This window comes from Stenotrophomonas lacuserhaii (assembly GCF_014836545.1).
Taxonomy (GTDB): domain Bacteria; phylum Pseudomonadota; class Gammaproteobacteria; order Xanthomonadales; family Xanthomonadaceae; genus Stenotrophomonas; species Stenotrophomonas lacuserhaii.
In genome coordinates, this window is the sequence record NZ_JACSQS010000003.1 from 109,091 (window position 1) to 134,076 (window position 24,986).

The 24,986-nt window shown below is 65.9% G+C and carries 22 protein-coding genes; 8 read left to right on the forward strand and 14 right to left on the reverse strand.

Annotation, left to right across the window (positions count from 1 at the left end):
• Positions 1-105 precede the first annotated feature (105 nt).
• On the reverse strand, positions 106-1,944 hold the full coding sequence (gene glmS / locus H9654_RS04700) for a glutamine--fructose-6-phosphate transaminase (isomerizing) (protein WP_191769424.1): 1,839 nt from the start codon (positions 1,942-1,944) through the stop codon (positions 106-108).
• A 204-nt stretch (positions 1,945-2,148) separates the two neighbouring features.
• Here glmS and H9654_RS04705 point away from each other — a divergent pair, with 204 nt between their 5' ends.
• The 6 genes from H9654_RS04705 to H9654_RS04730 all read left to right on the forward strand — a co-directional run bounded on the left by H9654_RS04705 (position 2,149) and on the right by H9654_RS04730 (position 9,520).
• Positions 2,149-3,426, forward strand: coding sequence for an efflux RND transporter periplasmic adaptor subunit (locus H9654_RS04705; RefSeq protein ID WP_042614583.1), 1,278 nt, complete (start codon positions 2,149-2,151; stop codon positions 3,424-3,426).
• 30 nt (positions 3,427-3,456) lie between these two features.
• Positions 3,457-4,173: an ABC transporter ATP-binding protein gene (locus H9654_RS04710; protein ID WP_042614582.1), complete on the forward strand. Its 717-nt coding sequence runs from the start codon at positions 3,457-3,459 to the stop codon at positions 4,171-4,173.
• Between the two features lie 8 nt (positions 4,174-4,181).
• On the forward strand, positions 4,182-5,486 hold the full coding sequence (locus H9654_RS04715; RefSeq protein WP_191769425.1) for an ABC transporter permease: 1,305 nt from the start codon (positions 4,182-4,184) through the stop codon (positions 5,484-5,486).
• A gap of 21 nt (positions 5,487-5,507) precedes the next feature.
• On the forward strand, positions 5,508-6,722 hold the full coding sequence (locus tag H9654_RS04720; protein WP_191769427.1) for an ABC transporter permease: 1,215 nt from the start codon (positions 5,508-5,510) through the stop codon (positions 6,720-6,722).
• Positions 6,723-6,833: 111 nt separating this feature from the next.
• Positions 6,834-8,177, forward strand: coding sequence for a sigma-54-dependent transcriptional regulator (locus tag H9654_RS04725; protein WP_191769429.1), 1,344 nt, complete (start codon positions 6,834-6,836; stop codon positions 8,175-8,177).
• Complete coding sequence (locus H9654_RS04730; protein ID WP_191769431.1) at positions 8,174-9,520, forward strand: sensor histidine kinase; 1,347 nt, start codon at positions 8,174-8,176, stop codon at positions 9,518-9,520. The genes H9654_RS04725 and H9654_RS04730 overlap by 4 nt, the downstream gene beginning before the upstream one ends.
• 49 nt (positions 9,521-9,569) lie before the next feature.
• Here the strand turns inward: H9654_RS04730 and glmU are convergent, their stop codons facing one another.
• Positions 9,570-10,937 (reverse strand): bifunctional UDP-N-acetylglucosamine diphosphorylase/glucosamine-1-phosphate N-acetyltransferase GlmU, encoded by a 1,368-nt coding sequence (glmU, locus tag H9654_RS04735; RefSeq protein ID WP_191769433.1) that lies wholly within the window; start codon positions 10,935-10,937, stop codon positions 9,570-9,572.
• A gap of 82 nt (positions 10,938-11,019) precedes the next feature.
• Between glmU and H9654_RS04740 the strand changes: the two genes are divergently transcribed.
• On the forward strand, positions 11,020-11,403 hold the full coding sequence (locus tag H9654_RS04740) for a GtrA family protein (protein ID WP_191769434.1): 384 nt from the start codon (positions 11,020-11,022) through the stop codon (positions 11,401-11,403).
• 109 nt (positions 11,404-11,512) lie between these two features.
• On the opposite strand, the gene H9654_RS04745 is transcribed toward H9654_RS04740, so the two are convergent.
• From H9654_RS04745 to H9654_RS04795, 11 genes are all read right to left on the reverse strand, one after another.
• Positions 11,513-13,714: a hypothetical protein gene (locus H9654_RS04745; RefSeq protein WP_191769436.1), complete on the reverse strand. Its 2,202-nt coding sequence runs from the start codon at positions 13,712-13,714 to the stop codon at positions 11,513-11,515.
• 17 nt (positions 13,715-13,731) lie between these two features.
• Positions 13,732-14,277, reverse strand: coding sequence for a gamma subclass chorismate mutase AroQ (gene aroQ, locus H9654_RS04750; RefSeq protein ID WP_191769438.1), 546 nt, complete (start codon positions 14,275-14,277; stop codon positions 13,732-13,734).
• 197 nt (positions 14,278-14,474) lie between these two features.
• Positions 14,475-14,897, reverse strand: coding sequence for a F0F1 ATP synthase subunit epsilon (locus H9654_RS04755; protein WP_042614575.1), 423 nt, complete (start codon positions 14,895-14,897; stop codon positions 14,475-14,477).
• A 113-nt stretch (positions 14,898-15,010) separates the two neighbouring features.
• On the reverse strand, positions 15,011-16,417 hold the full coding sequence (gene atpD / locus H9654_RS04760) for a F0F1 ATP synthase subunit beta (RefSeq protein ID WP_042614574.1): 1,407 nt from the start codon (positions 16,415-16,417) through the stop codon (positions 15,011-15,013).
• A 37-nt stretch (positions 16,418-16,454) separates the two neighbouring features.
• Positions 16,455-17,318 carry a F0F1 ATP synthase subunit gamma gene (atpG, locus tag H9654_RS04765; protein WP_042614573.1) on the reverse strand — a complete coding sequence of 288 codons (864 nt, stop codon included), beginning with the start codon at positions 17,316-17,318 and terminating at the stop codon, positions 16,455-16,457.
• 58 nt (positions 17,319-17,376) lie between these two features.
• Positions 17,377-18,924 (reverse strand): F0F1 ATP synthase subunit alpha, encoded by a 1,548-nt coding sequence (atpA, locus tag H9654_RS04770; protein ID WP_101101212.1) that lies wholly within the window; start codon positions 18,922-18,924, stop codon positions 17,377-17,379.
• Between the two features lie 44 nt (positions 18,925-18,968).
• Positions 18,969-19,496 (reverse strand): F0F1 ATP synthase subunit delta, encoded by a 528-nt coding sequence (locus H9654_RS04775; RefSeq protein WP_191769440.1) that lies wholly within the window; start codon positions 19,494-19,496, stop codon positions 18,969-18,971.
• Between the two features lies 1 nt (position 19,497).
• Entirely contained in the window at positions 19,498-19,968 is a 471-nt protein-coding gene (locus H9654_RS04780) for a F0F1 ATP synthase subunit B (protein ID WP_042614570.1), read from the reverse strand.
• Between the two features lie 114 nt (positions 19,969-20,082).
• Positions 20,083-20,385 (reverse strand): F0F1 ATP synthase subunit C, encoded by a 303-nt coding sequence (gene atpE / locus H9654_RS04785; RefSeq protein WP_042614569.1) that lies wholly within the window; start codon positions 20,383-20,385, stop codon positions 20,083-20,085.
• A gap of 65 nt (positions 20,386-20,450) precedes the next feature.
• Positions 20,451-21,239, reverse strand: a complete 789-nt coding sequence (atpB, locus tag H9654_RS04790; RefSeq protein ID WP_191769442.1) for a F0F1 ATP synthase subunit A — start codon at positions 21,237-21,239, stop codon at positions 20,451-20,453.
• Positions 21,240-21,271: 32 nt separating this feature from the next.
• Entirely contained in the window at positions 21,272-21,637 is a 366-nt protein-coding gene (locus H9654_RS04795) for a hypothetical protein (RefSeq protein WP_182657364.1), read from the reverse strand.
• A gap of 528 nt (positions 21,638-22,165) precedes the next feature.
• Here H9654_RS04795 and H9654_RS04800 point away from each other — a divergent pair.
• Positions 22,166-22,984: a porin family protein gene (locus tag H9654_RS04800; protein ID WP_042614566.1), complete on the forward strand. Its 819-nt coding sequence runs from the start codon at positions 22,166-22,168 to the stop codon at positions 22,982-22,984.
• Positions 22,985-23,074: 90 nt separating this feature from the next.
• Here H9654_RS04800 and lpdA read toward each other — a convergent pair whose 3' ends face one another.
• Positions 23,075-24,889, reverse strand: a complete 1,815-nt coding sequence (lpdA, locus tag H9654_RS04805) for a dihydrolipoyl dehydrogenase (protein ID WP_191769444.1) — start codon at positions 24,887-24,889, stop codon at positions 23,075-23,077.
• Positions 24,890-24,986: the final 97 nt, after the last annotated feature.

Sequence of the window (24,986 nt, forward strand, 5' to 3'; positions counted from 1 at the left end):
GGTTTTGGCCGCCCCCCCACCCCCCCCCCCCGCCCGGCCCCACCCCAGCTGTAGCTCTGAACGAGCCACCCGCGAGGAGGTCTCTTTCCGTCCCGCCTCCGGGATTTACTCGACGGTCACGCTCTTGGCCAGGTTGCGTGGCTTGTCCACGTCGGTGCCGCGCGCCAGGGCGGTGTGGTAAGCGAGCAGCTGCACCGGAATGGTGTGCACGATCGGGCTCAGTACACCGGCATGGCGCGGCGTGCGGATAACGTGCACGCCTTCGGATTCGACGAAGTGGCTGTCCTGGTCGGCGAACACGAACAGCTCGCCACCCCGCGCGCGCACTTCCTGCATGTTGGATTTCACCTTCTCCAGCAGGCTGTCGTTGGGCGCGATCACCACCACCGGCATGTCTTCGTCCACCAGCGCCAGCGGGCCGTGCTTGAGTTCGCCGGCCGGGTAGGCCTCGGCGTGGATATAGGTGATTTCCTTCAGCTTGAGCGCGCCTTCCAGCGCGATCGGGTAATGCAGGCCGCGCCCCAGGAACAGCGCGCTGCTCTTGCGTGCGAAGCGCTCGGCCCACGCGGCGATCTGCGGCTCCATGTTCAGCGCATGCTGCACGCTGCCCGGCAGGAAACGCAGCTGCTCCAGGTAGTCCGCTTCCTGTGCGGCATCGATGCGACCCTGCAGCTTGCCCAGCACCACGGTCAGCTGGAACAGCGCCGCCAGCTGGGTGGTGAACGCCTTGGTCGAGGCCACGCCGATTTCGGCACCGGCGCGGGTGTAGCAGACCAGCTCGCTGGCACGCGGGATCGCGCTTTGCGGCACGTTGCAGATCGACAGCGTGTGCAGGTGTCCCAGTGACTTGGCGTACTTGAGCGCTTCCATCGTATCCAGCGTTTCGCCGGACTGGGACAGGGTGACCACCAGATGCTTCGGATCCGCGTACGCAGCGCGGTAGCGGTATTCGCTGGCGATCTCCACGTTGCACGGCAGGCCGGCGATCGATTCGATCCAGTAACGCGCGGTCATGCCGGCGTAGTAGCTGGTGCCACAGGCCAGGATCTGCACTCCGGTGATGCCCGACAGCACCGCTTCGGCGTTCTTGCCGAACAGTTCGGCCGGGAATCCACCCGCGTCGATCGCCGCTTCGATGGTATCGCCCAGCGCGCGCGGCTGCTCATGCACTTCCTTCTGCATGAAATGGCGATACGGACCGAGTTCCAGCGAGGCCAGCGAGACATCGGACAGGTGCTCGCCACGATCGATCGGCTGGTCATGCGCGTCATACACCTGCACGCCATCGCGGCGCACGTCGGCGGTGTCGCCCTCTTCAAGGAAGATCACCCGGCGCGTGGAGGAAATGATCGCCGATACATCGGAGGCGACGAAATTCTCGCCTTCGCCCAGGCCAACCAGCAGCGGGCAGCCCATGCGGGCGCAGACGAAGTGCTCCGGCTCGGCCCGGCTCATCACCGCCAGCGCATAGGCGCCGGTCAGTTCCTTTACCGTGCGCTGCAGCGCGGACAACAGGCTTCCGCCGTCCTTGAGGTGATGGTGCATCAGGTGGGCGATGACTTCGGTATCGGTCTGCGATTCGAACACGTAGCCCAGCGCGCGCAGTTTCTCGCGCTGCGCTTCGTGGTTTTCAATGATGCCGTTGTGCACCAGCGCCACGCCATCGCTGATGTGCGGGTGGGCGTTGGCCTCGGTGACGCCGCCATGGGTTGCCCAGCGCGTATGCCCGATGCCGAGCACGCTGTTGAAGCCTTCGGCACCGGCGGCAGAGGCCATCTCCGAGACGCGGCCGGTGCGGCGTACGCGGCGGATCTCCGCTTGCTCTCCAGGCTCAAGCACGGCGATGCCCGACGAATCGTAGCCGCGGTACTCCAGCCGCTTCAGGCCTTCGATGAGCACCGGCACCACATCGCGATCAGCGATCGCACCCACGATTCCGCACATAGTCCCGCATCCCTTGGTGTTGATCCGTACATTCTAGCGTGGCTGTCCGCCCTGGCCGCCTGGCCGCTTAACGAAAGTGTCCGTGCGCCTGTCCGCGGACACACGGACACCCGCGCGAAGATCGCAACTGCTTGATCGTAAAGGGGTGAAAAGTTGGCACGCTCCCTGCTTCCGTACAGGCAGTCCGACCACCCAGGCCCTTCGATGATCCGTGACACTTCCGCCCAGGACCAGATCGTTTCCACCGCCACGCCCGGTTCGGCCGCCAGCACCTGGCGCCGTTACCGCTGGCCGGCGCTCGCCGCGCTGCTGGTGCTGGCTGGCATTGCCTTTGCCGTGCATGGCTGGCTCAACGCCAGCCGCTCGTTCGACAGCAGCCGGGTGCGCATCGCGCAGGTGGAACGCGGCGACCTGGTGCGCGACATCGCCGCCGACGGCCGGGTGATCGCGGCCAACAGCCCGGTGCTGTACGCGATCTCCGCCGGCACGGTCACGCTGAAGGTGGTGGCCGGTGACGTGGTCAAGAAGGGCCAGGAACTGGCCTTGATCGACAGTCCGGAACTGCGCAGCAAGCTGGCACAGGAAGAGGCCACCCTGGCCGGGCTGGAAGCCGAATCCAGCCGTGCCGCACTGGATGCCACCCTGACCCGCGCTAAATCGCGCAAGGACACCGACCAGGCCGGCATCGAGAAAGTCGCCGCCGAGCGCGACCTGCAGCGCTACCAGCGTGGTTTCGACGGCGGCGCGGTGCCGCAGATCGACCTGGCACGCGCGCAGGACGCCTTGAAGAAAGCCGACATCAACCTGGTGAACGCCCAGGCCGACACCCGTCTGCAGGGCCAGGGCGCCGACCTGGACGCGCGCAACAAGCGCCTGCTGGCCGACCGCCAGCGCGCGGTGGTGGCCGAGGTCAAGCGCCAGGTGGACGCGCTGACCCTGCGCGCCCCGTTCGACGGCCAGGTCGGCCAGGTGCAGGCGGTGCAGCACACCAACCTGGTCGCCAATGCGCCGGTGCTGGGCGTGGTCGACCTGTCCAATTTTGAAATCGAGATCAAGGTGCCGGAAAGCTTCGCCCGCGACCTGGCGATCGGCATGCCGGCGCAGCTGACCAGCGGCAGCGGCCAGCCGTTCGCCGGAGAGATCAGCGCGGTGTCGCCGGAGGTGGTCAACGGCGAGGTCAATGCCCGCGTGCGCTTCGCCGACAAGCAGCCGGCCGGCCTGCGCCAGAGCCAGCGCATGTCCGTGCGCGTGCTGCTGGATACGCGCAAGGACGTGCTGAAGGTGGAGCGTGGCCCGTTCGTCGAACAGGGCACCGGCAATGCTTACGTCATGGACGGCAGCACCGCCGTGCGCCGCCCCGTGCAGCTGGGCGTGAGCAGCCTGGGTGAAGTGGAGATCCTGTCCGGCGTGCAGCCGGGAGATCGCATCGTGGTCGCCGGCAGCGACCTGTTCAAGGACGCCGAGCGCGTTTCCATCAACTGACACCACCCCTTACCGAATCTGGAGAGAACCATGCTTGAGATGCGCGCTGTCGCCAAAGTGTTCCGCACCGAACAGGTGGAAACCCATGCCCTGCGTTCGCTTGACCTGCTGGTCAACGAGGGCGAGTTCGTTGCCGTGACCGGTCCGTCCGGCTCGGGCAAGACCACGTTCCTCAACATCGCCGGCCTTCTGGAAACCTTCACCAGCGGCACCTACCTGCTCGATGGCCAGGATGTCAGCAAGCTCGGCGACGATGCGCGCAGCCGCCTGCGCAACCAGAAGATCGGCTTCATCTTCCAGGGCTTCAACCTGATCCCCGACCTCAACCTGTTCGACAACGTCGATGTGCCACTGCGCTACCGCGGCATGTCCGCGGCCGAACGCCGCGAGCGCATTGAAAAGGCGTTGAGCCAGGTCGGCCTGGGCTCGCGCATGAAGCACTATCCCAGTGAGCTGTCCGGCGGCCAGCAGCAGCGCGCGGCGATCGCCCGCGCACTGGCCGGCAGCCCGCGCCTGCTGCTGGCCGATGAGCCGACCGGCAACCTGGACAGCACCATGGCGCGCGGGGTGATGGAGCTGCTGGAGGAAATCAATGCCGCCGGCACCACGATCGTGATGGTCACCCACGATCCGGAACTGGCCGCGCGTGCGCAGCGCAACGTGCACATCGTCGATGGCCAGGTGACCGACCTGCTGCGCGAGCCGGTGCTGGCAACCGCGCGGCGCATCGCCGCCGTCAACGAGTGAGGTCCGCCATGTTCGCTTACTACGTCCGCCTGGCCGTGCGCAGCTTCCGCCGCAACAAGGTACTGACCGCGTTGATGGTGGTGGCCATCGCACTGGGCATCGGCGCCTCGATGACCACCCTGACGGTCTTCCACGTACTGTCCGGCGATCCGATCCCGGGCAAGAGCGACCGCCTGTTCTACGTGCAGCTGGATCCGCGCCCGAAGTCAGGGTACGTCCCCGGTGAAGAACCCGAAGAGCAGATGACCCGCTTCGATGCGGAAACGCTGCTGCGTGACAAACGCGCGCAGCGCCAGGCCGTGATGACCGCCGGCGGCGCCACGATCGTGCCGGAGAGCAGCACGCTGAAGCCGTTCTCGGTGGATTCGCGCTACACCTCGGCCGACTTCTTCCCGATGTTCGAGGTGCCGTTCCAGTACGGCAATCCCTGGACCGCCGCCGACGACGAGGGACGCGGTCGGGTGGTGGTGCTGTCCAAGGCGCTCAACGACAAGGTGTTCAACGGTGCCAACAGCGTGGGCCGCAACCTGACCGTCAGTGGCCATTCGCTGCGCGTGGTCGGCGTGCTGAAGGCCTGGCAGCCCCAGCCGCGCTTCTTCGACCTGTCCTTCAGCGCCTACGGCCAGGAGGAAGACGTGCTGATGCCGTTTTCCACGTCGATCGACCTGAAGATGGGCAGCTCGGGCAATATGAACTGCTTCGGCGACGGCTCCCCGGACGGCTCCAGCTACGACCTCAACGCCCCCTGCACCTGGTTGCAGTACTGGGTCGAACTGGATCCGGCCAAGGCCGATGACTTCCGCCAGTACCTGGTCAATTATTCGGACCAGCAGCGGGCAGCGGGTCGATTCCAGCGCCCGGCCAACACCCGTCTTTCCAGCGTGATGGAATGGCTGGACTACAAGAAGGCCGTTCCCAGTGACGTGCGCCTGCAGGTCTGGCTGGCCCTCGGCTTCCTGGTGGTATGCCTGATCAACACCGTCGGCCTGCTGCTGGCCAAGTTCCTGCGCCGCAGCGGCGAGATCGGCGTGCGCCGCGCCCTCGGTGCCAGCCGTGGCCAGATCTTCCTGCAGTGCGTGGTGGAAGCGGGCGCGGTCGGCGTGGCCGGCGGATTGCTGGGTATCGGACTGGCGTTGATCGGCCTGTATGCCGTGCGCCAGCAGCCGGTGGAATACGCAAAGCTCGCCCATCTGGACGGCAGCATGCTGGTGCTGGCCATCGGCCTGACCCTGTTTGCCAGCCTGGCCGCCGGCATGCTGCCTGCGTGGCGCGCCATGCAGGTCACCCCGGCCATCCAGCTCAAGTCGCAGTAAGCACGTCAACGAGGAATCACCATGGACATCCGCCCCATCCTCAGCACGCTGCGCCGGCACAAGACCGCCGCCTCGCTGATCGTGCTTGAAGTCGCACTGACCTGCGCCATCGTCTGCAACGCGCTGTTCCTGGTCAGCCAGCGCATCGAGAAAATCAGCCAGCCCAGCGGCCTGGCCGAAAAAGAACTGGTGGTGGTGCGGGTCAGTGGCATCGGCAAGCAGACCGATGCCATGGCGCGCACCCGCGAAGACCTGGCATCGCTGCGCGCGATCCCCGGGGTCACCAGCGTGACCCGGGCCAGCCAGCTGCCGTTCCGCACCAGTTCGTCCAACAGCGGTATCTCGCTCACGCCCGAACAGGAAAAGCCGACCATCCATTCCACCATGTACTACGTCAACGAGAACGCGCTGCCTACGCTGGGGTTGAACCTGGTGGCCGGACGTGACTTCCAGCCCGGCGAATTCGTCGATCGCGAAGAAGCCATGAAGGCCTTCCCGAACGACAAGGCCGTGGCGGGCATCTTCAGCAAGGCCGCTGCCGACCGGCTCTCGCCGGGCACGTCCGCTGTCGGCAAGACCTTCTACATCGGCACCCAGCCGGTGCATGTGGTGGGCGTGGTGGAGTATCTGGCGACGCCTACCGGTTGGGACGACAACACCGACATGTCCTTGCTGCTGCCGATGCGTACCACGTTCACTGAGGGGCTGTACCTGCTGCGTACCGATCCGCAGCGCCGGCAGGAAGTGCTGACCGCTGCGTTGGCGGCGCTGGAACGCAACGATCCGAACCGGCTGGTGCGCGAGAAGCTCACCTACGAGGAGCAGCGCGACAGCTACTTCAAGAATGACCGGGCGATGGTCGGCCTGCTGATCACCGTGTGCGTGGCCCTGCTGGTGGTGACCGCGCTGGGCATCGTCGGGCTGGCCAGCTTCTGGGTGCAGCAGCGCAGCAAGCAGATCGGCATCCGCCGCGCACTGGGTGCGACGCGGGGACAGATCCTGCGCTACTTCCAGACCGAGAACTTCCTGCTGGCCACGGTGGGTATCGTGCTGGGCATGCTGGCCGCCTACGCGATCAACCTGGCGCTGATGAACACCTACGAGCTGCCGCGCATGCCGCTGGTCTACCTGCCGGTGGGCGCGGTGCTGCTGTGGCTGCTGGGCCAGGTGGCGGTGTTCGGGCCGGCCCGGCGCGCCGCCGCAGTACCGCCGGCGGTGGCCACCCGCGGCAGCTGAGGCATACCCGCCCCGGCTTGTATATCCTGCTGCCATGATGTCCGTAGCGCCGTGCCCTGCCCGGCGCCTGCATTCGGCCGAGCACGGCTCGGCGCCAACTGAAGCTGCCGCATGCCCGCGATCCTGATCATCGACGACAACACCAGCGTGGCCACCGCGCTGGACGTGCTGTTCTCGCTGCACGACATCGATACCCTGCAGGCGACGTCGCCGGAACAGGGGCTCGCGCTGCTGCGCGAACATCCGGTGGACCTGGTGATCCAGGACATGAACTTCACCGAGGACACCACCTCCGGCGAAGAAGGTGAGGCATTGTTCGCCCGCATCCGCCAAGCCCACCCGGACCTGCCGGTGATCCTGCTGACCGCGTGGACCCACCTCGGCACGGCGGTGGAGCTGGTGAAGGCCGGCGCGGCCGACTACCTGCCCAAGCCGTGGGATGACCGCAAGCTGCTGACCACGGTCAACAACCTGCTGGAGCTCTCCGAGGCGCGCAGCGAGCTGGATCGTCGGCGTCAACGCGAGCAGCGCCAGCGCAGCGCACTGGAGCAACGCTACGATCTGTGCGGTGCGGTGTTCGCCGATCCTGCCAGCGAGCGCGTGATCGCGCTGGCCTGCCAGGTCGCGCGGTCGGCGCTGCCCGTGCTCATCACCGGCCCGAACGGCGCCGGCAAGGAAAAGATCGCGCAGATCATCCAGGCCAACTCCGCGGCGGCGAAGGGCCCGTTCGTGACGGTCAACTGTGGCGCATTGCCGGCCGAGCTGATCGAAGCGGAACTGTTCGGTGCCGAGGCAGGTGCCTACACCGGAGCCAACAAGGCACGCGAGGGAAAATTCGAGGCCGCCGACGGTGGCACGCTGTTCCTGGACGAGATCGGCAACCTGCCGCTGGGCGGCCAGATGAAGCTGCTGCGCGTTCTGGAAACCGGCCGCTTCGAACGGCTCGGCTCCAACCGCGAACGCCAGGTCAAGGTGCGCGTGGTCAGCGCCACCAATGCCGACCTGGGCGCGATGATCCGCGAGGGCAGCTTCCGCGAAGACCTGTATTACCGGCTCAACACGGTCGAGCTGACGCTGCCTCCACTGGCCGAGCGGCCCGGCGATATCGTGCCGCTGGCCGAGCACTTCCTGGCAGCTGACAAACCACTGTCCGCCGCCGCGCGCACGGCATTGCAGCGCCACCCCTGGCCAGGCAACGTACGCGAACTGCGCAACGTGATCCAGCGCGCCGAACTGCTGGCCATCGGCAACCGCATCGAAGTGGCCGACCTCAACCTGCCGCGCGCGCCCGCCGCCCCGCGTGGCGCCGGCGCGATGATCGACCCCGACCGCCAGCGCATCGAAGGCGCGTTGGCCAGCAACCACGGCATCATCGCCCAGGCCGCTGCCGAGCTGGGGCTGAGCCGGCAGGCCCTGTACCGGCGCATGGACCGCTTCGGCATTCCGCGCGAATGAAGCAACGCTCCTTCACCTTCCAGCTGTTCCTGCGCCTGCTGCCGGTATTGGGCCTTGCGGCCGCACTGCCGTGGCTGCTGGCGTACTGGATGGACCACGGTTGGGGCGTGGCGATCCTGTCGGGAATCGTGCTGCTGGCGCTGATGTGGTTCAGCCTGAACCGCGCCATCGCACCGGTCCGCTCGCTGATGCGCGCGCTGTCCGGCGTGGTCAGCAGCTACAAGGACGGCGAGTTCAACTTCAGCGTGCACTGGTCGGGGCAGGACGAGCTGGGCCACCTGGTGGAGGCGCACCGCGAACTGGGTGACGTGCTGCGCGAGCAGCGGCAATCGCTGGTGCAGCGCGAACTGCTGCTGGACACGATGGTGCAGAACACCCCGGTGGCGATGCTGCTGCTGGCCGCCGGTGGCGATGGCCTGCAGCGCGTGGTGTTCTCCAACCTGGCCGCGCGCAAGCTGCTGCACGGCGGGTTCAAGCTCGAAGGACAGCGTTTGGCCGAACTGCTGGAACAGATGCCCATCGCCCTGCGCGATGCCATCTCGCGCGGCGGCGACAGCCTGTTCGCGGTGCGCGAAGAGGACAGCGAGGACGAGGAAGACGAGCAGATCTACCATCTCTCGCGCCGCGCCTTCCATCTGAATGGACGACCGCACGACCTGCTGCTGATCCGCCTGCTCACCGCCGAACTGCGCCGGCAGGAAGTACAGACCTGGAAAAAAGTCATCCGCGTGATCAGCCACGAGCTCAATAATTCATTGGCTCCCATTGCGTCCCTGGCGCACTCCGGCGGTGAACTGGTCAAGCGTGAACGCTTCGACCGCCTGCCGGAGATCTTCTCTACCATCGAAGACCGTGCTCGCCATCTGGAGGGCTTCATCCGCGGCTACGCGCGGTTTGCCAAGTTGCCGCAGCCGCAGCTGCAGACGGTGCACTGGGCACCTTTCCTGGCCAGCCTGCAGCAGCAGATTCCGTTCCAGATGGACGCGCTGGATGAAGACCTGCACAGCCGGGTCGACATCGCCCAGCTGGGCCAGGCGCTGCTGAACCTGGTCAAGAATGCGCACGAAGCCTGCGCCGACGCCGACCCGCCCAACGACGACGTGCGGGTCAAGGTCACCCGCCTGCCGCAGTGGCTGCGGCTGGATGTACTGGATCGCGGCAAGGGCATGAACGAGGCCGTGCTGCAGAACGCACTGACGCCCTTCTATTCCACCAAGCGCAACGGCACCGGCCTGGGGCTGGCGTTGACCCGCGAGATCGTGGAAGCGCACGGCGGTCGCATCGCGCTGCAGAACCGCACCGAAGGCGGCCTGTGCGTGTCGTTGTTGTTGCCGCAGAACTGACCCGCGACGCCGAGCATGGCCCGGCGTTGCCGGGCGTGCCGGGAACCGCTCAGGATTTCTTCTGCGGCCGCTGCCAGCCTTCAACCACCTGCTGGCGTGCCCGCGCCACGGTCAGCTGGCCATCCGGCGCGGTGCGGGTGATCACCGATCCGGCGGCGATGGTCGCGCCCTCGCCCACCAGCACCGGTGCCACCAACGAACTGTTGGAGCCGATGAAGGCGTTGTCGCCGATCGTGGTCTGCGACTTGTTCACGCCGTCGTAGTTGCAGGTGATGGTGCCGGCGCCGATGTTGACCTTGCTGCCGATGACCGCATCGCCCAGGTAGCTCAGATGGTTGGCCTTGCTGCCCACGCCCATGCGGATCTTCTTGGTTTCCACGAAGTTGCCCACGTGCACGCCGTCGGCCAGCACGGTGCCAGGGCGCAGCCGCGCGAACGGCCCGACGTGCGCGGCGCCTTCAGACACCACGCCCTCCACGTCGCAGTGGGCCAGCACCGTGGTGCCCGGGCCCAGGGTGACGTCCTTGAGCCGCGTGAAGGGCCCGATGCTGACCCCGTCGCCCAGTTCCACGCGACCTTCCAGGATCACGTTGACATCGATCTGCACGTCGCGGCCGACGATCACCTCGCCCCGGATATCAACCCGGGCGGGGTCCAGCACGCGCGCGCCCTGCACGCACAGCGCACGCACCGCGCGCTGTTGCCAGGCCCGTTCCAGCTGCGCCAGCTGCCACGGATCATTGGCCCCTTCGGCGTCCTGCGGATCGGCGACCAGGGTCATGTCCGCAGCGGTGTACTCGTTGGCGGCAAAGGCGAACACATCGGTCAGGTAGTACTCGCCCTGCGCGTTGGCATTGGACAGCTGCGACAGCCAGCGACGCAGCGCGGTGGACTCGGCGGTGATGATGCCGGTATTGATGGTGCGGATCCGGCGCTGTTCCTCGCTGGCGTCCTTCTGCTCCACGATCGAGCCGACCTTGCCCTCGGCATCGCGCACGATGCGTCCGTAGCCGGTCGGGTTGTCCATTTCCGCCGCCAGCACCGCCAGCCGGCCCGGCTGGTCCAGCAGCTCGCGCAGGGTCTGCGCACGGATCAGCGGCACATCGCCGTACAGCACCAGCACCTGCGCGGCGTCCGGCACCTCCGGCATCGCCTGCGCCACGGCATGTCCGGTGCCCAGCTGCTGCGACTGCTCGGCCCACAGCAGGTCGGGCTGGCTGGAAAAATGCGCGCGCACGGCATCACCGCCATGGCCGTACACGATGTGGATCGCATCCGGCTTCAGCTCGCGTGCGGTGGCGATCACGTGGGCCAGCATGGGTTGTCCAGCCACCGGCTGCAGCACCTTCGGCAATACGGACTTCATGCGCTTGCCGGCGCCAGCGGCGAGGATGATGACGTGCAGGGCTTGGGTCATGGAAAAAGGGGTCCGCGATGGTTTCGCGACATTCTAGAACGGCCGCCGTTAACATGACTCACGCATCCTGCATCTTCCGTCCATGACCCTGCTCCGCCAAGGTGGCTCCTACCTCATCGTCGGCCTGCTCCAGCTGCTGCTGGACTGGTGCGTATTCGTCGCCGTGACCGCGTTGGGCGTGCCGGTGGTGCCGGGCAACGTGATCGCACGCGCCTGCGGGATGCTGTTGGGCTTCTGGCTCAACGGACGCTACACCTTTGCCGATGCCGGCAAGCAACGGCTGGGATGGAAGCGCTTTGGCCGTTTCATCGCACTGTGGGCCGTGCTCACCGTGCTCAGCACCGTACTGGTCAATGCAGCAGATCAAGCATTGGGGCTGAAGTACGCATGGCTGGCCAAGCCGCTGGTGGAAGGTGGGCTGGCCGGGCTGTCGTTCCTGCTGATGCGGCGCCTGGTGTTCCGCTGACCTGCCCCGCCCGCTGCGCTCGCCGACCATGGGTCGGCGCTACCACTCCGTTACAGGGTCTCGCCCCGGTAGCGCCGATCCATGGTCGGCGGCATCGGTCAGGCGACGCTCAGCGGCCGAGGCGCTGCCCCAGTCCATCGCGCCATAACTGCAGCGGACTGAAACGGAACGCCACCTGGTGGCGACCGGCCGGTACGCAGACCGCACGGAACAGCCCGTTGGCGCGCATCAGCGGGATTACCGCCCCATCCACGCTGGCCTGCCAGCCCGGAGCGGACACCTCATTGACCACCAGCCACGCCGGCGCGGCCGCATCCACCTGCACGCTCAGCCCGCTGGCCCGGTAGACCGTCGCGCCCACCTGCAGCGTGCCCGCACCGGCATCGGCACACGCCGCCTGCGTAGCGCCGGGCAGCCAGACCGTGCTGTTGAAGTCGGTCCGGTTGAAGGCCGCGGCAGGCGGCAGGTCTTCATCATGACGATGCACTGCCGTGGGATTGAGCATCCGCGGCAGCACGCTGTCACGCTGCATTACCTGCAGTTCGGCGTCGTAGGCATGCGAACCCGGGAACGCGGTCGGTGCCAGCACCCAGCGCACGCCGATCAGATCGTAGAGCGGTGCATCGAAGTCGGGCGTCCATGGCGTTTCCGGTTTCTGCTGCACGCTGTCGAGCGGATCGCCGGGCATGCCGAGCATCTGCAGGGCACGGCGGTCGAGCAGCGGATTGTAGCCATTGGCCAATGCCAGCCCATGCACGGCCGCGCCATTGGTCAACGGCCCGACGCCGAAGGCCAGTGCGCGTTCCGGCGGGCCTTCGCTGCGCTGGGCGGACAACAGCTGGTACGCACTCTGCGCCGGGCCGGGCCGCGTTGCGGTCAGCACCGGACGGGTGGCGCTGCGCGCGTTGAACGACGTGCTGACGTTGAAGATCAGCAGGTCCAGCAGCATCAATCCCAGCAGCCAGCGCGAGGGCGACCGGTGGCGTATCAACTGACGCACCGCGACCGCCCCGATGGCGACGCTGATTGCCAGCCACGCCGCCCCCTGCAGGCGTCCACTGCCCAGGACCAGCCACGCACCGGCGATGGCCAGCACGGCCACCACCAGCAGCGAGGGCAGGTGCGGGCGCAACGGATCGCGCTGCAGGGCCGACTGCAGCGCATGCGCGGACAGCCATGCCGCCGCCGGGACGGCGAGGAACAATCCATCCGACGGGCGACGGAACAGGTCCAGCCCCGGCAGCCAGCCGAACAGCCACGGGAACAGGGGCGTGGCACCGCCCAGCGCGAACAGCACAGCCAGCACGAAGACCGCCAGCGCGATGCGCGCCCCGCGCGGATCGCTGCGCACCACCGCGCCACCCCATGCAAGCCACACCGCCAACGGCACCGCGCCCATGTACAGATAGTCGGTTGTGATATCCCCGAAGGCCCAGCTGTCGCCGCGCCCTTGTTCGAACACGTTGCCGGACAGCAGCGTGACCAGGGATTGCCAGTGGATGGCGCCCGGCAGGGCGGCCTGCAGTGACACCCCATCACGGTTGGTATGGGCCAGCCACGCGAACGTGGACAGCCATTGCGGGGCACTGATCGCCGCGGCAATCGCGCCTACCGCCGCAAGCTGCAGGCACAGTCGGGTGCGCCGTGCGCGCGCCATCGCGATAGCCGCCATCGTATACACCGCACACGCCAGCACGATCAGGTAGGTGACCTGGGTCAGCTGCAGCGCACTCAGTCCGCCGACAACGCCGGCCAGCACGGCATGGCGCCAGTGCAGATGACGGCGCAGCTGGTCCAGCGCCAGCCACAGCCAAGGCAGCAGGCAGTAACTGACGATCATCGGGGTGTGCTGCAGGCGCGCCGCCGCGACCCCGCCGAACAGGAACACCAGTGCGAACATCAGCTGCGGCAACCGCTGCAGGCCTTGGGTTGCCGCAAGTTTCAACGCCCCCATCCCCGCCACCAGCACATGCAGCAGGATCACCACCGTGAACCAGTGCAGCGAGGCCGGCGCCAGCAGCATCGGCAGCACCACGGTCGGCTGCAGTGTCATCATCTGCGGGTCAGCCAGCTGCGGATAGCCGCCATGCAGGTAGGGATTCCACCAGGGGACGTCCCCCAGCAGCAGCTGCTGGGCAGTGAAGCTCACCGCAGGGAAAAACTGCTGGACCGCATCGAAGGGAATCGTCCAGACGCCGAGCAGCCACGGCAGGCACAGCACCAGCCACAGGACGCACCAGGCGAAACCCGGCTTGGCGGTTGCACGGGTCCAGCGGTCGTTGACCGAAACCGCGCCGATAGTCTGCTGCACCCTGCTCTCCTTGCTTATCAGCGCCTGCCGCCAGCCTCGGGGCGGCAAAGATCAATCATAGCCCGCACCAGCGCGACATGCCCGACCGCCTCCTGCGTGCTGTGATCCACCGCCTCGGCGACCGTCTTCGTACAGCCCGGCCGGCCGCGCTGCGGGGCGATGCCGGGCCAAAGCGCGAGCAGCTTTTCGTCTACCACGTCGATCATGCCGCGCAGTTCCTCCAGCGAAGGCGCCGGCGCCGGCACCTCGCCTGCCGCATAGCGATGGAACACCACATGCTGGATCAGCTTGTTGGCCTCGATCAGCTGGCGGTAGAAGTCCACGACCGCCTCCGCGTCCAGGCCGAGCTGAGTCGCCCGGACACGCTTGTCCTGAAGCACCTGTGCTTCGCGGACGGGATCTTCCACCGGGCGCGCGGCCGGGTACTTGAACGCCGCCACCTGATGCGCGATGGCATTGCGCTCGGCGGCCACAGCAACGAAGCGATCCATCGGGGTGGCCTGCACGGCGGCAGGCAGCAACGTGGCGAGAAGCATTGCGCGGCAGTAGTTGAGAACAGGCATGGCGCAGCTTCCGGAAGAAAGAAGCACACAGGGTGAACACCTTGGGTCGCCAGCACGAGGAACCGGCGCACAGTTCGGCCGGCATCATGGGCAATGCGCGGAAAATACAAACGCCGGCACAGGGCCGGCGTCGGAACAACCAACGGAGATGGAGCGTGACGACCAACGGTCGTCACCCACCGGACCCATCCAAGGGTTCAGTGCTTCAGGTTCTTGCGCAGGCGCTCCAGCGCCTGCAGCTGGGCAGTCACTTCGGCCAGCTTCTGCTGGGCCTCGGCGATCTCCATGCCTTCACCGCGGTTGGCCAGCATGCGCTCGGCTTCTTCCTTGGCCTTGCGCACCGATGCTTCATCGATATCCTGCGCGCGGATCGCGGTGTCAGCCAGCACGGTAACCACCTGCGGCTGCACTTCCAGGATGCCGCCGGAGATGAAGAAGTCCAGCTGCTCGCCATTGGCCTGGGTCACCACGATCTTGCCCGGCTTGAGGCGGGTGATCAGCGGTGCGTGCTTGGGCGCGATGCCCAGTTCGCCCAGCTCACCGGTGGCCACGACCAGGGTCGCTTCACCCCGGAAGATTTCCTGCTCGGCGCTGACGATGTCGCAACGGATCGTGCTCATGCAAATCTCTTCACTGTTCGCGGCGGCACGATGCCACCGGGGAGGAGCCACGGCGCGGACGGGTGTCCAGCGCCGGTGTCAGCTCGGGCAGGATCGCTCCCGCCCGATCCGGATCAGGCCTTTTCGGCCATCTTCTTGGCCTTTTCGACCGCTTCTTCGATGCCGCCGACCATGTAGAACGCCTGCTCCGGCAGGTGATCGTACTCACCATCGACGATGGCCTTGAAGCCACGGATGGTGTCCTTCAGCGACACGTACTTGCCCGGCGAGCCGGTGAACACTTCGGCCACGTGGAACGGCTGGCTGAAGAAGCGCTCGATCTTGCGGGCGCGGGTCACGGCCTGCTTGTCTTCTTCGGACAGTTCGTCCATGCCCAGGATCGCGATGATGTCCTTCAGTTCCTTGTACTTCTGCAAGGTCTGCTGGACGCGCTGGGCGGTGTCGTAATGCTCGTGGCCGATGACCAGCGGGTCCATCTGGCGGCTGGTGGAATCCAGCGGATCCACCGCCGGGTAGATACCCAGCGAGGCGATCGAACGCGACAGGGTCACGGTCGAATCCAGATGGGCGAAGGTGGTCGCCGGCGACGGATCGGTCAAGTCATCGGCCGGCACGTAGACGGCCTGGATCGAGGTGATCGAGCCGTTCTTGGTGGAGGTGATGCGCTCCTGCAGGACGCCCATTTCCTCGGCCAGGGTGGGCTGGTAGCCCACGGCCGACGGCATGCGGCCCAGCAGTGCCGACACTTCGGTACCGGCCAGCGTGTAGCGGTAGATGTTGTCGACGAACAGCAGCACGTCCTTGCCCTTGCCCGACGCGTCCTTCTCGTCGCGGAAGTACTCGGCCATGGTCAGGCCGGTCAGCGCGACGCGCAGACGGTTGCCCGGCGGCTCGTTCATCTGGCCGTACACCATCGCGACCTTGTCCAGGACGTTGGAATCCTTCATCTCGTGGTAGAAGTCGTTGCCCTCACGGGTACGCTCACCCACGCCGGCGAACACGGACAGACCGCTGTGCGCCTTGGCGATGTTGTTGATCAGTTCCATCATGTTGACGGTCTTGCCGACGCCGGCGCCGCCGAACAGGCCGACCTTGCCGCCCTTGGCGAACGGGCACATGAGGTCGATGACCTTGATGCCGGTTTCCAGCAGCTCGGTGGCCGGGGACTGGTCTTCGTACGACGGTGCGGCACGGTGGATTTCCCACGTGTCGCTGGCGGCAACCGGGCCGGCTTCGTCGATCGGGCGACCCAGCACGTCCATGATGCGACCCAGGGTGCCCGGGCCGACCGGCACGGAAATGCCGCGCTCGGTGTTGGTGGCGACCAGGTTGCGCTTCAGGCCATCGGTGGAACCGAGGGCGATGCAGCGGACCACGCCGTCGCCCAGCTGCTGCTGGACTTCGAGGGTGATTTCGGTGTTGTCGACCTTCAGTGCGTCATACACCTTCGGAACCGACTCACGGGGGAACTCGACGTCGACGACCGCGCCGATGATCTGAACGATCTTGCCCTGACTCATTGCTGCATCCTCTAGATTTGTGCTTTGGACGTGCGCGTCAAACTGCTGCTGCGCCGCCGACGATTTCGGAGATTTCCTGGGTGATCGCTGCCTGGCGGGCCTTGTTGTAGACCAGCTGCAGGGTTCCGATCAGCTTGTTCGCGTTGTCGCTGGCCGCCTTCATCGCCACCATGCGTGCCGCATGCTCGGAGGCCACGTTTTCCAGCACGGCCTGGTACACCAGTGACTCGATGTAACGCGTCATCACGTGCTCCAGCACGGTCGCGGCATCGGGTTCGTACAGGTAGTCCCAGTCGTGGTGCGCGACCTGCTTCTCAGCGGCCGGCAACGGCAGCAGCTGGTCGAAGCTGGCGGTCTGGGTCATGGTGTTGACGAAGCGGTTGTACACCAGGTACACGCGGTCGACCTTGCCCTCGGTGAACGCATCGAGCATCACCTTGATCACGCCGATCAGCGATTCCAGGCGCGGCACGTCACCCAGGTGGGTCACGCTGCCGACCATGTTGACCTTGATGCGACGGAAGAAGGTCGATGCCTTCTGGCCGATCGTCACCATGTCCACTTCGGCACCCTTTTCCTGCCAGGCACGGGCTTCGCCCAGCGTCTTGCGGAACAGGTTGTTGTTCAGGCCGCCGGCCAGGCCGCGATCCGACGAGATCACGATGTAGCCCACGCGCTTGACCTGTTCACGCTCGACCAGGAACGCATGCTGGTAATCGGTGCTGGCCTGGGCCAGGTGGCCGATCACCTGCTTCATCGCCTGCGCGTACGGACGCGATGTCTTCATCCGCTCCTGCGCCTTGCGGATCTTGGAGGCCGAGACCATCTCGAGCGCGCGCGTCACCTTGCGGGTGTTCTGCACGCTCTTGATCTTGGTTTTGATTTCGCGTCCGCTTGCCATCTCTTATTCCCGTATGTTCAACGGTAGAGCGGGGACCTGCCCCGCTCCACGTGCGCTGTTACCAGCTGCCGGTGGTCTTGAACTCGGTGATGCCCTTCTTGAAGGCACCTTCGATGTCATTGTCCCAACCGCCGGTGGCGTTGACCTTGCCGATCAGCTCGCCCTGGGTGTTGGCGAAGTGCGCGTGCAGGCCTTCTTCGAACGCCAGCAGCTTGTTGACCGGCACGTCGTCGAGGTAACCCTCGTTGACGGCGTAGATCGACAGCGCCTGGTTGGCGATCGACATCGGGGCGTACTGCTTCTGCTTCATCAGTTCGGTGACGCGCTGGCCACGCTCGAGCTGCTTGCGGGTCGCTTCGTCCAGGTCCGAGGCAAACTGCGCGAACGCAGCCAGCTCGCGGTACTGCGCCAGCGAGATACGGATGCCGCCGGAGAGCTTCTTGATGATCTTGGTCTGGGCCGAACCACCCACGCGCGACACCGAGATACCGGCGTTGACGGCCGGACGGATACCGGCGTTGAACAGATCGGTTTCCAGGAAGATCTGGCCGTCGGTGATCGAGATCACGTTGGTCGGCACGAACGCGGACACGTCGCCGGCCTGCGTTTCGATGATCGGCAGCGCGGTCAGCGAGCCGGTCTTGCCGGTCACCGCACCGTTGGTGAACTTCTCCACATACTCTTCGGACACGCGGGCAGCGCGCTCGAGCAGGCGGGAGTGCAGGTAGAACACGTCACCCGGGTAGGCTTCACGGCCCGGCGGGCGCTTCAGCAGCAGCGAGATCTGGCGGTAGGCAACAGCCTGCTTGGACAGATCGTCGTACACGATCAGCGCGTCTTCGCCGCGGTCCATGAAGTACTCACCCATGGTGCAGCCGGAGTAGGCGCTGATGTACTGCATCGCGGCCGATTCGGACGCGGTGGCGGCCACGACCACGGTGTGGGCCAGGGCGCCGTTTTCTTCCAGCTTGCGCACGATGTTGGCCACGGTCGATGCCTTCTGGCCGATCGCGACGTACACGCACTTGATGCCGGTGTCCTTCTGGTTGATCACCGCATCGATGGCCAGAGCGGTCTTGCCGGTCTGGCGGTCACCGATGACCAGCTCGCGCTGGCCGCGGCCGATCGGGATCATCGAGTCGACCGACTTGTAACCGGTCTGCACCGGCTGGTCGACGGACTTGCGCCAGATCACGCCCGGGGCCACACGCTCCACCGGAGCGGTCAGCTGGGTGCCCAGCGGGCCCTTGCCGTCGATCGGCTCGCCCAGCGCGTTCACCACGCGGCCAAGCAGTTCCGGACCGACCGGCACTTCCAGGATGCGGCCGGTGGTCTTGGCCACGTCGCCTTCGCGCAGGTTCTGGTACTCGCCCAGCACCACGGCGCCGACCGAATCGCGCTCCAGGTTCAGGGCCAGGGCGAAGGTGTTGTTCGGCAGTTCGATCATTTCGCCCTGCATCACGTCGGCCAGGCCGAAGATGCGCACGATGCCGTCGGACACGCTGGTCACGGTGCCTTCGTTGCGCGATTCCGCGGCCAGCTTGACCTTCTCGATGCGGTTCTTGATCAGTTCGCTGATTTCGGAGGGGTTGAGCGTGGTTGCCATCGTCGAGTCCTAGTGCCGGCGTTGAGGCCGGACGGTAATTGAATTCAGTTAGCGAGCGCGGTCTGCAGGCGGGCAAGCTTGCCCTTCAGCGAACCGTCGATGACCACGTCACCGGCGTCGATCACGGCGCCGCCGATCAGCGAGGCATCCACCGCGGTGGACACTTCCACATCGCGGCCGAAGCGCTTGCGCAGGGCAGCCTTGATCGCATCCAGTTCAGCGGCGGCCAGTTCGTTGGCCGAGGTCACGGTGGCCTTGACCACGTGTTCGGCTTCGGCACGCAGCTGGTCGTACATCCCAGCGATTTCCGGCAGCAGCGGCAGGCGGTGGGCATCGGCCAGGATGGACAGGAAACGCGAGAAGGTCTCGCTGCGCTGTTCCGGTGCCAGCAGGGCGACGGCATCGTCGCGACCCAGCTCCGGGTTGGCGAGCAGGGCCGACACGCGCGGGTCGGCAGCGACGTGGGCGGAGAACGCAAGCGCGTCCGACCACGGCGCGAACGCACCTTCGTCGCGCGCGGTCGCAAAAGCGGCGCGGGCGTAGGGACGGGCAAGCGTGAGGGCCTGGCTCATGTCAGATCTCCGAAGCCAGCTCGTCGAGCAGCGCCTTGTGGGCGTTGGCATCGATTTCGCGCTTGAGCAGCTTCTCTGCGCCGCTTACGGCCAGCGCGGAAACCTGCTTGCGCAGCTCTTCGCGGGCACGGTTGGCAGCCAGGTCAATCTCAGCCTGGGCCAGTTCTTTCTGGCGGTTGGCTTCGGTGATCGCTTCATTCTTGGCGGCTTCAACGATCTGGTTGGCGCGCGCGTGGGCCTGGTCAATGATTTCATTGGCCTTGCCGCGGGCTTCCTTCAGCGCCTCGTTGACCTTGTCCTGTGCCTGGGCGAGGTCCTTCTGGCTGCGATCGGCAGCGGCGAGACCTTCAGCGATCTTCTGCTGGCGCTCTTCGATCGCGTTCATCAGGGGCGGCCAGATCTTGGTCGCGATGATCCAGATCAGGGCAGCAAAGGCCAGGGCCTGGGCGATGAGGGTAAAACCGATATCCATTGTTTTCGCTCAGTCAGTGGTGACGGGGTGGACGTGCCGCCTTGCCGGCGGCACCTCCGAACCTTCATCCGCAACCAGGCGCCGAAGCGCCCGGTCGTTTCACTTGGGGCTGGATCAGCCAGCCACTGCCGGCAGGCGGGCGACGAACTCGCCGACCATCGGGTTGGCGAAGGCGAACAGCAGGCCCACGGCGACCGAGATGATGAACGCGGCGTCGATCAGGCCGGCGGTGATGAACATGCGGACCTGCAGAACCGGGATCAGTTCCGGCTGGCGCGCGGCCGATTCCAGGAACTTACCAGCCATGATGGCCAGACCCAGGCCTGCGCCCAGCGCGGCCAGGCCGATCATGATGCCGACGGCGAGGACGGTGGAGCTCTGGACCTGGGCGAGATTGGTCAGGACGGCGAAGTACATGGTTTTCTCCGGGAACGTGATTGCTAAGGGATTTGGAAACTAACGGATGAAGGGTGCAGCGAAACTCAGTGAGCGTCTTCCGACAGGCTCAGGTACACGATGGACAGCATCATGAAGATGAAAGCCTGCAGCGGGATCACCAGCAGGTGGAACAGCATCCAGCCGAAGCCGGCGAACGCGCCTGCGAAGATGCCGGCGATACCTGCACCGCCCAGCACCCAGATCAGCAGGAACACGATTTCACCGCCGAACATGTTGCCGAACAGTCGCATCGCCAGCGAAATCGGCTTGCTCAGCCACTCCACGATGTTCAGGATCAGGTTGAACGGCAGCATCCACTTGCCGAACGGGGCGGTCAGGAATTCCTTGGTGAAGCCGCCGATGCCCTTGGCGCGCAGCGCGAAGAACAGCATCAGGAAGAACACGCTGATCGACATGCCGAGGGTGGCGTTGACGTCGGCGGTCGGCACCGGCTTCCAGTACGGCACGCCCAGCAGTTCGAGCGGGATGGCGATGAAGTCGGCCGGGATCATCTTGATGAGGTTCATCAGGAGGATCCAGAAGAAGATCGTGATCGCGATCGGGGTCACCAGCTTGCTGGTGCCGTGGTAGGTGTCCTTGGCCTGGCGGTCAACGAACTCCAGGCAGATCTCCACGAAGGCCTGCCACTTGCCCGGCACGCCGGCCGTGGCATTGCGGGTCGCCATCCAGAAGGCGAAAACCATCACCAGACCCATCAGGACCGACGTGGCGATGGTATCCAGGTGCAGCGCCCACGGGCTGCCATGCCCAACGGTGAGGTTGTGCAGGTGATGCTGGATATAGGAGGTGGGTGTCAGCGCCTCGCCTGCCATGTGTCCGGAACCTTAGTTATTAAGAAATTCGATCAACGCCTGGCCAGAGCCAGGACCTGGAACATCAAGCCGACCGCGATACCGGCCAGCAGTGCCACCGCCGGCAGCCTGAACACCAGGATGCCTGCGATCAACACGCCAAATACCACGGCCCACTTGGCAACGACGGCGATGATCAGCCTTGCCATTGCCGAGCCAGCTGCCTGTACCCCACCGCCCAGTGCCATCCGTGCCGCCACCCAGCCACCGGCCGAAACCGCGAGCCCGGAAAGCAGTGCGCCAAGCGCATGTTTCGGACTCACCAGCAGGAAGCCAAGGGCCAGGACAATCACCGCGGCCAGCGGGTAGACCGCGGCGCGCAGCATCAGTCGCCGACCCGGATCAACGGAATTCAGCACAGAGACGTCCCGCACATTTGGAGTGATAGGCATGAGGCAGCTGCGTGGTGCCTCGTCGAGCCGCCAAATTATAGCAATGGGACAATTTGCGAGACAACCGCCGCGTGTTCATCCCGGATCGATGCAAGTTGCGGGATGACCGGGATTTTTCCGGCCGGGGGCGGGACAATCAGGCCCAGCGGGGCTCCCGCCCCTGCGGCGATGCAGCATTGAACTTTCGTCGCGGCGGTGTGTCCAACCCCTCGACCTGCGCTCTCTCATCCTCGTCGGCGCAGTTGCGCAGGTCTGCACGGGGTCCCGCCGCTGCCCGGCGGGACTTTTTTTTGTGCCGCTGCGCTCGCCGAGCGTGCCTCGGCACTACCGCGCTGTGGTGGGTGACGACCGTGCTGCGGTGGGTGACGACCGTTGGTCGTCACACTTGATAGCGACCTGTGAAGACGCCGCCTACACAATACGCTCACGAATGGTGGACGCGGAGATAGCGATAGTGGCGCAACTTTCGTTGAACCACTGCAAGGATTCCTGCCGATGCGCCCCGTTACCACCCTGCTTGCTCTTTCGCTGGCCGCCGTCGGCGCCGGCTTTGCCTCCAACGCGCATGCTGCCGAAGGCGATGACCGCTTCACGCTGCGCTTGGGTGCGATGAACATCGATACCGACAACACGATCCGCGGCAGCACCACCGTTGCCGGCCAGGACGTGAATCTCAATGAAGATTTCAGCATGGGCGGCAAGGAATGGGAGCCGCGCGTGGATGGCGTGTTCCGCTTCAGCGACCGCCAGCGCCTGATCTTCGATTACTTCAAGTGGGACAAGGACCGCCGTGAGACGCTGAACGACGGCATCGCCTTCGGCGAGATCAACGTTCCGGAAGGCAGCTTCGTCAAGGCCGAGCTGAAGTACCAGGTCGCTACCCTGGTCTATGACTACTCGGTCGTGGACACCGACCGCTTCGACCTCGGCCTGCAGATCGGTGCCGAATGGGCGCAGATCAGCGCCAAGGGCTATGCCGACCTCGGCAACGTCTACAACGGCCGCTTCCTGGATGAGAAGGAAAACGGCGTGGCGCCGGTGGTCGGTGCACGCTTGACCTTCAACCCGGCTGATCGCTGGATGATCAACCTGCAGGGCCAGTACCTCAACACCAGCTGGGGCAGCTTCGATGACTACGAAGGCGACCTGAGCCGCGCCAACGCGATCGTCGAGTACCGCCTGACCGACAACTTCGGCCTCTTCGCCGGCTACGACTGGTTCAAGCTGGACGTCGACCAGAAGGGCAGCGACGGCGTGATCGGCCTGAAGCAGGAGTTCAAGGGTCCGGTGGCCGGCGTCAGCCTGTCGTTCTGATCCCCACTGCGCAGACGAAAAACCCCAGGCATGCCTGGGGTTTTTTTGTGCCGGGAAACATCACCCGGGCTGCGCGCGGCGCCTGGCGGCTTACTTCTTCTTCGGCATGTACAGGTCGGTGATCGTGCCGTCGTAGATTTCCGATGCCATCGCCACCGATTCGCTCAGCGTTGGATGGGCATGGATGGTGTGGCCGATATCCTCGGCTTCGGCGCCCATCTCGATGGCCAGGCCGATTTCCGCGAGCAGGTCGCCGGCGTGCACACCGACGATGGCGCCACCGATGATGCGATGGGTCTCTTCGTCGAAGATCAGCTTGGTGAAGCCTTCGGTACGGCCGATGCCGATGGCACGGCCACTGGCCGCCCACGGGAACTTGGCCACGCCGACCTTCAGGCCCTTGGCCTTCGCTTCGGTTTCGGTCACGCCGACCCAGGCGATTTCCGGATTGGTGTAGGCCACCGACGGAATCACCCGTGCGACCCATTCCTTCTTGTGCCCGGCAGCCACTTCGGCAGCCAGCTTGCCTTCATGGGTCGCCTTGTGCGCCAGCATCGGGTTGCCGACGATGTCACCGATGGCGAAGATGTGCGGCACGTTGGTGCGCATCTGGCGGTCCACCGGGATGAAGCCGCGATCGGACACCTGCACGCCGGCATTTTCCGCACCGATCTTGCCACCGTTCGGCGAGCGGCCCACGGCCACCAGTACGCGGTCGAAGGTGCCCTGCTGCAACGCGGGCGTCTCGCCTTCTGCGGCGGCTTCGAAGGTGACCGTCACGCCCTTGGCCTCGGCACTGACGCCGGATGCCTTGGTCTTCAGGTGCACTTCGACGCCCTGCTTTTTCAGGCGGTCGGCCAGCGGCTTGACCAGGTCCTTGTCGGCACCCGGCATCAGCTGGTCCATGAACTCCACCACGGTGACCTTGCTGCCCAGTGCGGCATACACGGTGGCCATTTCCAGGCCGATGATGCCGCCACCGACCACCAGCAGCGAACCCGGCACATCGGCCAGTTCCAGCGCATCGGTGGAGTCCATCACGCGCGGGTCGTCCCACGGGAAGTTCGGCAACTTCACCGCCTGCGAACCCGCTGCGATGATGCACTGCTGGAAGCGCAGCAGCTGGGTACTGCCGTCTTCAGCGGTGATTTCAAGCTCATTGGCCGATACGAAGCGGCCCACGCCCTGCACGCTGCGCACCTTGCGCTGCTTGGCCATGCCGGCCAGGCCCTTGGTCAGCTGGCCGACCACCTTTTCCTTGTACTGGCGCAGCTTGCCCAGGGTGATCTTCGGCGCACCGAAATCCACGCCGAAATCGCCGGCATGGGCGACTTCATCGATCACCGCCGCGGCATGCAGCAGGGCCTTGGACGGAATGCAGCCGACGTTGAGGCAGACGCCGCCCAGGCTCGCGTAACGTTCCACGATGACGGTATCCAGGCCGACGTCGGCGGCACGGAACGCGGCGGTGTAGCCGCCCGGCCCGGAGCCCAGCACGACCATCGCGCATTCGATGTCGGCGGCCTTGCCCGAAGACAGCGCAGGCTTCGGCGCGACCGGCTCGGCCGGGGCGCGGTGCGACGGGGTCACCGGCGGCTTGCTGTTGGGGGCGGCAGCCGCCGAGGGTGCGGCCGCCTTGGCCGGCGCGGTCGGTGCGGCGCCCTCGCCTTCGGCTTCCAGCAGCACCACGACAGCGCCTTCGGACAGCGTGTCGCCGAGCTTGACCTTCAGCTCCTTGACCACGCCGGCGGCCGAGGACGGCACTTCCAGCGTTGCCTTGTCCGATTCCAGGGTCAGCAGACCCTGGTCTTTCTTCACCGTGTCGCCGACGGCGACCAGTATTTCAATCACCGGCACATCGCTGTAATCACCGATGTCGGGAACCTTGACTTCAATCGTGGCCATGGTGGTTTCCTTCATGCCCGCGCGGGATGGCCGGCGGGCGTCTGCTGCAGTTCGTCACGCGGCCGCGCGCAGGGCGGCGGCCACACGGAGGGGGCTT